This window comes from Pseudomonas sp. P4_C3 (assembly GCF_056402075.1).
The window spans coordinates 1-8542 of sequence record NZ_JBFUIC010000308.1; the positions used below are offsets into that span (position 1 = coordinate 1).

Below are 8542 nucleotides of genomic sequence, written 5' to 3' on the forward strand. Positions count from 1 at the left end.
TTGTTACAGGCTGGTTTCACTTTTATGTTCATGGATTTGCGCGCGGCACTGGACGATCTGTCCAGTCGCCTTTGAAATAGGACGTTGCATGACTGATCACGCGTTGCTTCTGGTCAACCTGGGCTCACCTGCCTCCACCTCGGTGGCGGATGTGCGCAGCTACCTCAACCAATTTCTGATGGACCCGTACGTGATCGACCTGCCATGGCCGGTTCGACGCTTGCTGGTGTCGCTGATCCTGATTAAGCGTCCCGAGCAGTCGGCCCATGCTTATGCCTCGATCTGGTGGGACGAGGGCTCGCCGCTGGTGGTACTCAGCCGTCGTTTGCAACAAGCCATGACCACCCAGTGGCACCACGGCCCGGTCGAACTGGCCATGCGCTATGGCGAGCCGTCGATCGAATCGACACTGGTGCGCATGGTCGGCGCAGGGCACAAGCGGATTACGCTGGCGCCGCTTTATCCACAGTTCGCCGACAGCACCACCACCACGGTCATCGAGGAAGCCAAACGCGTGGTACGCGAGAAAAACCTCAACGTGCAATTGTCGGTTCTTCAACCTTTCTACGATCAACCGGAATACCTCGATGCGCTGGTCGCCACGACGCGGTCGCATTTGCAGCAGGACTACGATCATTTATTGATGAGTTTTCATGGATTGCCGGAGCGGCATCTGAAGAAGCTCAACCCCGGTCACAGCTTCGAAGGGGGCGGCGATTGCTGCGCCGGGGCGCCACCTGAGGTGGTCGCCACCTGTTATCGCGGCCAGTGCCTGCGTACGGCGGCAGAGTTTGCCAAGCGCATGGGGTTGCCGGAGGGCAAGTGGTCGGTGTCGTTCCAGTCGCGTCTGGGACGCGCCAAATGGATCGAGCCCTACACCGAAGCGCGCCTCGATGAGTTGGCCAAAAGCGGCGTGAAAAAGATTCTGGTGATGTGCCCGGCGTTCGTTGCCGATTGTATCGAGACCCTGGAAGAAATCGGAGATCGCGGCAAGGAGCAATTCCGTGCAGCAGGGGGAGAGGAGTTGGTGCTGGTACCGTGCCTTAACGATGACCCGCGTTGGGCTCGGGCGTTGAGTGCGTTGTGCGAGCGTGCGCCGTTGGTGCTTTAAAAGCTTCGTCGGAACGCCGCCCGGAGCAAGCCCGCTCCCACAAGGTCAGTGCGAAACCTGTGGGAGCGGGCTTGCCCGCGAATGCAATGGGACTGACAAAAACGGTCTCAGGTATTCACCCAGTCAGATCAGCGGCTCATTCGCCTTCTTGTGCTTCCAGCTGTCATTGCCCGGCAGGATCAGGTTCAAGCCAATCGCCACCACCGCACACAGCGCAATGCCTTTGAGGCCGAAATCGTCCGGCCCGGTGCCGGTGCCGATCAGCACGCCGCCGATCCCGAACACCAGGGTCACCGAAACAATCACCAGATTGCGCGCCTCGGCCAGATCGATCTTGTGGCGGATCAGCGTGTTCATCCCCACCGCCGCAATCGAACCGAACAACAGGCAGAGAATCCCGCCCATCACCGGTACCGGAATGCTTTGCAGCAGCGCACCGAACTTGCCGATAAACGCCAGGCTGATGGCGAAGATCGCCGCCCAGGTCATGATTTTCGGGTTGTAGTTCTTGGTCAGCATGACTGCGCCGGTCACTTCGGCGTAGGTGGTGTTGGGCGGGCCGCCGAACAGACCGGCCGCCGTGGTGGCAATGCCGTCGCCGAGCAGGGTGCGGTGCAGGCCAGGCTTCTTCAGGTAATCGCGACCGGTCACGCTACCCACGGCAATCACGCCGCCGATGTGTTCGATGGCCGGAGCCAGGGCTACCGGAACGATGAACAGGATCGCCTGCCAGTTGAATTCCGGCGCGGTGAAGTTCGGGATGGCGAACCATGGTGCCGCTGCAATCTTCGCGGTATCGACCACGCCGAAGTAGAACGCCATGCCGAAACCGACCAGCACGCCAGAGATGATCGGCACCAGGCGAAAGATGCCCTTGCCGAAAACCGCGACGATCAGCGTGGTCAGCAGTGCGGGCATCGAGATCATCATCGCCGTCTGGTAATGAATCAATTCACTGCCGTCGCCGGCCTTGCCCATGGCCATGTTGGCGGCAATCGGCGCCATGGCCAGGCCGATCGAGATGATCACCGGTCCGATCACTACCGGCGGCAGCAGGCGGTCGATGAAACCGGTGCCTTTGATCTTCACCGCGAGGCCGAGGAAGGTGTAGACAAAACCCGCCGCCATCACACCGCCCATGGTCGCGGCGAGGCCGAATTGGCCCTTGGCGAGAATGATCGGGGTGATGAAGGCAAAGCTCGATGCCAGGAACACCGGCACCTGACGCCCGGTGACGATCTGGAACAGGATCGTCCCCAGGCCGGCCGTGAACAGCGCCACGTTCGGGTCAAGGCCGGTGATCAGCGGCATCAACACCAGGGCGCCGAAGGCCACGAACAGCATCTGTGCGCCGGACAGCACCGTGCGCCAGAGCGGATCGTTGAACTCTTGCTGCATGCTCACGCGTCCTTCTGCTTGGTGCCGAAGATCTTGTCACCGGCGTCGCCAAGCCCTGGGATGATGTAGCCGTGTTCGTTCAGTTTTTGATCAATGGAAGCGGTGTAGATGATCACGTCCGGGTGAGCTTTCTCTACGGCGGCGATGCCTTCTGGCGCGGCGACCAGCACCATGGCGCGGATGTCCTTGCAGCCGGCTTTTTTCAGCAGGTCGATGGTGGCGACCATCGAGCCGCCGGTGGCGAGCATCGGGTCGATGATCATGGCCAGGCGTTCGTCGATTTCCGGCACCAGTTTTTCCAGGTAGGTGTGGGCTTCGAGGGTTTCCTCGTTACGGGCCACGCCGACGGCGCTGACTTTGGCGCCCGGGATCAGGCTGAGTACGCCTTCGAGCATGCCGATGCCGGCACGCAGGATTGGCACCACGGTGATTTTCTTGCCGGCGATTTTCTCGACCGATAYGGTACCGCACCAGCCTTCGATATCGTAGGCTTCCAGCGGCAGGTCTTTGGTAGCTTCATAGGTCAGCAGGGCGCCGACTTCCTGAGCGAGCTCACGGAAATTCTTCGTGCTGATGTCTGCGCGGCGCATAAGGCCAAGTTTATGACGGATCAGCGGGTGGCGGATCTCATGAATGGGCATGGGGAAAGGCTCCGGCGGCGGGCAAAAAAACCGGCCTAGGTTAATCTATCCGAGGGTGTTGTCCTATAGACATACAGTACGTTAGTCCACAAAGGCTTGATCTGGCCTCGCTTGATGCGTACCTTTGCCCGCTTTTCCGAATCCGTCCCTCCCCTCAAACTCCCTGGAGAGCGCCATGTCCGCTGATCTCGAGCATATCCGTCAAATCATGCGAGAGGCTGACTGCCTGTACACCGAAGCTGAAGTCGAGGCGGCCATCGCCCGCGTCGGTGCACAAATCAACGATCAACTGGCGGACAGCAATCCGGTGGTGTTCTGCGTGATGAACGGCGGGCTGATTTTCTCCGGCAAGCTGCTGACCTATTTGCACTTCCCGTTGGAAGCGTCCTACCTGCACGCCACCCGCTATCGCAACGAAACCAGCGGCGGTGACCTGTTCTGGAAAGCCAAGCCGGAAGTGTCCTTCATCGACCGTGATGTGCTGATCATCGACGACATCCTCGACGAAGGTCACACCCTGGGCGCGATCATCGACTTCTGCAAACACGCTGGCGCACGTAAAGTGCACACCGCTGTGCTGATCGACAAAGACCACGACCGCAAGGCCCGTCCGGACCTCAAGGCCGATTTCGTCGGTCTGCCGTGCATCGATCGCTACATCTTCGGTTACGGCATGGACTACAAAGGCTACTGGCGTAACGCCAACGGGATTTTCGCCGTTAAAGGAATGTAAGACATGGATACGCCTCGTTTTCTGGATCAGACCTTGTTCGCCGAGCTGGCCGGGAAAGCTGCGGCCAATCCTCGTGGGCGTCAGCATCACAACTTCCATCAGATGGAAGACGCATGCCATCGCATGGCGGTGGGGTTGCAGCCGTCCACGTATATCCCGCCTCACCGGCATTTGGGCGACAACAAGGCCGAAACCCTGTTGGTCCTCAAGGGCCGGCTGGGCGTGTTGATCTTCGATGAGACCGGTGCGGTGCTGAGCAAGACCGTGCTGCAGGCCGGTGGCGACTGTGTTGGTGTGGACCTGCCAACCGGTGTGTTTCACGGTTTGGTGGTGCTGGAGGCTGACAGCCTGATGTTCGAATGCAAGGCTGGTCCTTACCGTCCGGTCGGTGAAGGTGAGCTGGCACATTGGGCGCCGCGCGAAGGCGAGCCCGGTGTTGCCGAGTATCAGGCCTGGATGCGCGCGCATTTCGATTAGGATCAAAAGATCGCAGCTTGCGGCAGCTCCTACAGGGGTTTGATGTACACCCTGTAGGAGCTGCCGCAAGCTGCGATCTTTTGCTTTGAAACCCATGGTAGAGTGCCCGGCCCCATTTCGGAGCCTGCCATGAGCCCTTTTATCCGCAGCTGCGCCGCCCTGTTGCTGACCCTCAGCTTGCCCTTGGCTGCCGCGCCCGCGCCCATGCACAGTCAATTCCTGCCGCCGGACGATCTCGCTCTGCGCGATGCCGACCCCGAACAGCAGCAACTGATGCAAGTCACCGATTATTCGGTGGTGGTCGGTGCCCAGCCAATGACACGGTGTATTGCCAGTTTCTCAGCTACGCCAATGGGCATGTTTGGGCCGATCTGCACACCGGCAGCACTCGTCCGCGTTGAGCCCTGTGCCTGCGCGGGGGTAAACTGCCCGCCCCGTGTAATGTCTGCGAGCTGGAGTCGGCAATGCGTAAAGATAAAAAACAAGTGATTGGTGACGAGATCGGCGATGAGCAGATCAAATTGTTCCTCGATTTCGAGCCGGTCGACGCGACTTCCCCGTCCCTGCACAAACTGGTCAAGGCCTACCGTGGCCTGCGCATCGACGATTTCGAGCGTTTCCTGACGTTCTTCGTCGAAGCGGGTTACGACGTGAATGGCAAGGATGAGCACGGCAATGACTTCGTTGCGCTGATCAAGGATCAGCGCAATGCCGCCGAGTACATCGAGCTGATCAACAAGGCTCGCGGTTAAGATCTTTTAAAGGCACAAAAAAACGCCCCGCTCTCAATGAGGGCGGGGCGTTTTTTATGCAGCCGAATCAAGCGTAGCTTTCGGTCTCGCTGCTGGCTTCAATCAGTTCCAGAGCAACGTTGTTCTGCGAGTTGATCTTGCGATACAGCGCAGCGTCGGTTTCCAGAACCTTTTCCCGAGCCGGGAAGATTTCGGCCAGTTTGGTGGCCCATTCGCCCTTGGCTTTGCTCGGGAAGCATTTTTCGATCAGCTCAAGCATGATCGAAACGGTCACCGAGGCACCAGGCGAAGCGCCGAGCAGTGCCGCCAGGGAACCGTCCTTGGCCGCGACCAGTTCGGTACCGAATTGCAGGATGCCGCCTTTTTTCGGGTCTTTCTTGATGATCTGCACCCGTTGGCCGGCCACTTCCAGGCGCCAGTCTTCGGCTTTCGCTTGCGGGTAGAAGCGACGCAGGGATTCCAGGCGCTGCTCCATCGATTGCATCACTTCGCTGACCAGGTACTTGGTCAGGTCCATGTTGTTTTTCGCCACGGACAGCATCGGACCGATGTTGCCGGCGCGAACCGACATCGGCAGGTCCATGAAGGAACCGTGCTTGAGGAACTTGGTGGTGAAACCGGCGTACGGTCCGAACAGCAGGGATTTCTTGCCGTCGACCACACGGGTGTCCAGGTGCGGCACGGACATCGGTGGCGAGCCTACGGCAGCCTGGCTGTAGACCTTGGCCTGGTGGTGCTTGACCACTTCCGGGTTGTCGCAGCGCAGCCATTGGCCACTGATCGGGAAACCGCCGAAGCCTTTGCTCTCTTCGATGCCCGAAGCCTGCAGCAATGGCAATGCCGCGCCGCCAGCACCGAGGAAGACGAACTTGGCATCGACTTCACGGCTGTTGCCGCTGTTGACGTCCTTGATGCTGACGGTCCAGCCGCCGTTGCTGCGTTTGAGGCCGGTCACGCGCTTGCAGTACTTGACCTGGGCATCGGGGGCGCTGGTCAGGTGCTTGAGCAACTGATTGGTCAGGGCGCCGAAGTTGACGTCGGTGCCATTGATCACGCGGGTCGCGGCGAGGGTTTCGCCAGGATCGCGGCCAGGCATCATCAGAGGCATCCACTCGGCCATTTTGGCCTTGTCTTCGGTGTATTCCATGTCGGCGAAGGCGTGGTGCTTGCTCAGCACCTTGAAGCGTTCCTTGAGGAAGGACACGCCGCTGTCGCCCTGCACGAAACTCAGGTGTGGCACCGGGCTGATAAACGATTTGCACGAGCCGAACGTGCCTTTTTTGGTCAGGTACGACCAGAACTGCTTCGACACCTCGAACTGGGTGTTGATGTGCACGGCTTTCTTTATGTCGACGGCGCCATCGGCTGCCTGCGGCGTGTAGTTGAGCTCACACAGCCCGGCGTGACCGGTACCGGCGTTGTTCCACGGGTTGGAACTCTCCGCGGCACCGGAATCCATCAGCTCGACGACTTCCAGCTTGATCGCGGGGTCGAGCTCTTTGAGCAGTACTGCAAGGGTGGCACTCATGATGCCGGCCCCAACCAGTACTACGTCGACTGCTTCGTTATGCGCCATTTAACGCGTCTCCAAAATCTGCAGCACCAAATTGTCGGCATGGCTGCCAGGAGTGACGGGGCGTGTCAGTGTTGCCCCAGGTACCCATGGCAGGATCGCCATGTCCGAATCTTCGCAATTTATCGCAACTTCGACGGACGCTACCTGCCGTGCCTATGAGCCATATGAACTCATTTCAGCGCGCGGGAGGCAATTCGACTTATGGTCGATACATCCGTTTGTGCAACCAAATCCGTAGCGGACAGGCTTCAGGCTCCGGTGTTCGAGGAATACTCGGTCCTGTGTCGTTGGGCTGTTGTAGACGCTAATGGTGCATGTTCAGACGCAAAACTATTCATTTGCTCGCCACACTCTTGTGAAGTTGTGAAAACCCGTTTTTTTCACGCTCTTTTGAAGACGTGAACCTCAAAAAGGGCTGTCCCAGCCTGGCACCGTGCCCGGATGAAATTGCCGCCATGGGATGCAAGGCAGGCAAAACGGGCAGACAACTCAGTGACCGAGCGTAATGACAGCTCTGCAGATTCGCGAAAAGTGGAGGTTTTGCTCAACAAAACAGCAAGCGCGCCAGCTTCACTCGATCTGTGTGGGCGGCTCTCTGTGGGCGGTGCGGGGTGTCAATACAAGCGCATTGACGATGCTGCGAGGCCCGATCAGGAGACGTCCTTATAATCGGGGGGAGATTGTATCTAAGAAACGCAGGGAAATGGTCGTGTTTAATGACTTTTATTAGGTGTTTGGTCAGGTCGTCATCAGTTGCTGTGCTCGCGAGCGTGGCTGTTGCTGCTGCGAAACGACCCGGACGCCGGTAGGCAATGGTTGATTCAGCCAGTTCAGGCGGATCTCTTCGATTTCAACCCAGCCATCGCCCATGGGCTGGAGGCTGCACTGCTTGAAGGCCTGGCAGTGGCCGTTGCGGTCGAGCAGGGCGAAGCAGCGATGCAGTGGGCGTGGCGCGAACAGAGAGATCAGATGGCGCATGGTGAAGTACCGTGTGGGCGACTACTGACAAGATAGCCTGTAGGCCATTACATGCAAGTGTATGAGTGGTGACATCTGTGTGACAGGAACCGCATTGCCTGGGGGGTTGTCAGAGATTTCATCAAACACTGTGAGGTGCTGGTTCCCTGCAGTGGCGCACCGCTATACTGCCGGCCTGTTTGTGCCTGATTCTGGAGAGAAGAGCATGTTGCAACGCCTGTTGTTCGGTTTGATCACTGTGACCAGTTTGACCCTGGTTGGCTGCGCCCACAGCCCGCAACAACTGAGCCCGGAACCCAAGCTGACCGCCCAGTTGGCCCCGGTCGGCCATGGCCAGCCTGTCGTGGTGCGCGTAGTGGACGGTCGTCCGTCGCCGACGCTGGGTACCCGTGGCGGCCTGTATCCGGAGACCAGCGCGATCACCGTGCAGGGCGCGCAGATCCTGCCGAAGCTGCAGGCCCAGGCTGAAGCCGCCGTGCGTCTGTTGGGCTTTACCCCGACGAACAACGCCATGAATGCACCGCAACTGACCGTGACCCTGGCGGAGTTGAAGTACCAGTCGCCCAAGGAAGGCATGTACGTGACCGAAGCCACCATCGGCGCGACGTTCCGCTCCGATGTACAGAACGCCAACCGTCGCTACAGCGGCCGTTATGGTTCGTCCCTGGACCAGCGCTTCGGTATGGCGCCGAACCAGGAAACCAACACCAAGCTGGTCAGCGATGTGCTCAGTGATGCGTTGACCCGCCTGTTCAAGGACCCGACCGTGGGTCAGATTCTCGGCGAGTAATGCGAGCCCCTGTAGGAGCGAGCCTGCTCGCGATGGACTTGAAGACACCGCGGGGTATCAGATTCCCCGCGTAATCGTTAACGACC

9 protein-coding genes and 1 pseudogene are annotated in these 8542 nt (G+C 59.3%); 6 read left to right on the forward strand and 4 right to left on the reverse strand.

Annotated elements, in window-relative coordinates; all coding sequences use genetic code 11:
- Nucleotides 1-88: 88 nt before the first annotated feature.
- Nucleotides 89-1111, forward strand: a complete 1023-nt coding sequence (gene hemH / locus AC1DVH_RS26330; RefSeq protein ID WP_477756261.1) for a ferrochelatase — start codon at nt 89-91, stop codon at nt 1109-1111.
- A gap of 123 nt (nt 1112-1234) precedes the next feature.
- On the opposite strand, the gene AC1DVH_RS26335 is transcribed toward hemH, so the two are convergent.
- Both AC1DVH_RS26335 and upp read right to left on the reverse strand, forming a co-directional pair.
- On the reverse strand, nt 1235-2509 hold the full coding sequence (locus AC1DVH_RS26335) for a uracil-xanthine permease family protein (protein ID WP_477756262.1): 1275 nt from the start codon (nt 2507-2509) through the stop codon (nt 1235-1237).
- 2 nt (nt 2510-2511) lie between these two features.
- On the reverse strand, nt 2512-3150 hold the full coding sequence (gene upp / locus AC1DVH_RS26340; protein ID WP_477756263.1) for a uracil phosphoribosyltransferase: 639 nt from the start codon (nt 3148-3150) through the stop codon (nt 2512-2514).
- A 175-nt stretch (nt 3151-3325) separates the two neighbouring features.
- On the opposite strand from upp, the gene AC1DVH_RS26345 reads away from it, so the two are divergent.
- The 4 genes and pseudogenes from AC1DVH_RS26345 (at nt 3326) to AC1DVH_RS26360 (ending at nt 5112) form a co-directional block, all read left to right on the forward strand.
- On the forward strand, nt 3326-3883 hold the full coding sequence (locus tag AC1DVH_RS26345; RefSeq protein WP_008045996.1) for a hypoxanthine-guanine phosphoribosyltransferase: 558 nt from the start codon (nt 3326-3328) through the stop codon (nt 3881-3883).
- 3 nt (nt 3884-3886) lie between these two features.
- Nucleotides 3887-4360, forward strand: coding sequence for a WbuC family cupin fold metalloprotein (locus AC1DVH_RS26350; protein ID WP_477756264.1), 474 nt, complete (start codon nt 3887-3889; stop codon nt 4358-4360).
- A gap of 129 nt (nt 4361-4489) precedes the next feature.
- Nucleotides 4490-4761 (forward strand): annotated as a pseudogene (locus AC1DVH_RS26355) (hypothetical protein).
- Nucleotides 4762-4824: 63 nt separating this feature from the next.
- Nucleotides 4825-5112, forward strand: coding sequence for a PA4642 family protein (locus tag AC1DVH_RS26360; protein WP_218426680.1), 288 nt, complete (start codon nt 4825-4827; stop codon nt 5110-5112).
- Nucleotides 5113-5179: 67 nt separating this feature from the next.
- Here AC1DVH_RS26360 and mqo read toward each other — a convergent pair whose 3' ends face one another.
- Together mqo and AC1DVH_RS26370 are read right to left on the reverse strand one after the other, a co-directional pair.
- Nucleotides 5180-6688 (reverse strand): malate dehydrogenase (quinone), encoded by a 1509-nt coding sequence (mqo, locus tag AC1DVH_RS26365; RefSeq protein ID WP_477756265.1) that lies wholly within the window; start codon nt 6686-6688, stop codon nt 5180-5182.
- A 738-nt stretch (nt 6689-7426) separates the two neighbouring features.
- Nucleotides 7427-7666 carry a hypothetical protein gene (locus tag AC1DVH_RS26370; RefSeq protein WP_477756266.1) on the reverse strand — a complete coding sequence of 80 codons (240 nt, stop codon included), beginning with the start codon at nt 7664-7666 and terminating at the stop codon, nt 7427-7429.
- Between the two features lie 205 nt (nt 7667-7871).
- Between AC1DVH_RS26370 and AC1DVH_RS26375 the strand changes: the two genes are divergently transcribed.
- Nucleotides 7872-8456 carry a YajG family lipoprotein gene (locus tag AC1DVH_RS26375; RefSeq protein WP_007973847.1) on the forward strand — a complete coding sequence of 195 codons (585 nt, stop codon included), beginning with the start codon at nt 7872-7874 and terminating at the stop codon, nt 8454-8456.
- Nucleotides 8457-8542: the final 86 nt, after the last annotated feature.